Consider the following 251-nt stretch of genomic DNA (forward strand, 5'->3'; position numbering starts at 1 on the left):
CGCAGTTGGCAGGCGCCGCGGTTGGAGGTGGCGTAGGCGAGGCCCATGCCCTGGATGCCGCGCGAGTCGTAGGCCGGGAACTCCTGCCCCTTGACGCTCATCGACAACTCCGGCCGGCCGTATTTGGCGCACAGGCGGGCGCTGCCCAAGCCGAGTTCCTTGCCGAAACCCTCGCCCTTGGCGGTCATCTCGACCAGCTGGCACAACGCCTCGGCCGAGCCGAATTTGGCATCGACACCGATCTGCTCCTT

The 251-nt window shown here is 67.3% G+C and carries 1 protein-coding gene; it reads right to left on the minus strand.

Annotated features, from left to right (window positions below; genetic code table 11):
* The coding region (locus GUI70_RS23855) for an aldehyde ferredoxin oxidoreductase C-terminal domain-containing protein (protein ID WP_202630627.1) at nucleotides 1-251 on the minus strand (251 nt) is incomplete at both ends.

This window comes from Deinococcus alpinitundrae (assembly GCF_009982895.1).
In the GTDB taxonomy this organism is placed as follows: domain Bacteria; phylum Deinococcota; class Deinococci; order Deinococcales; family Deinococcaceae; genus Deinococcus; species Deinococcus alpinitundrae.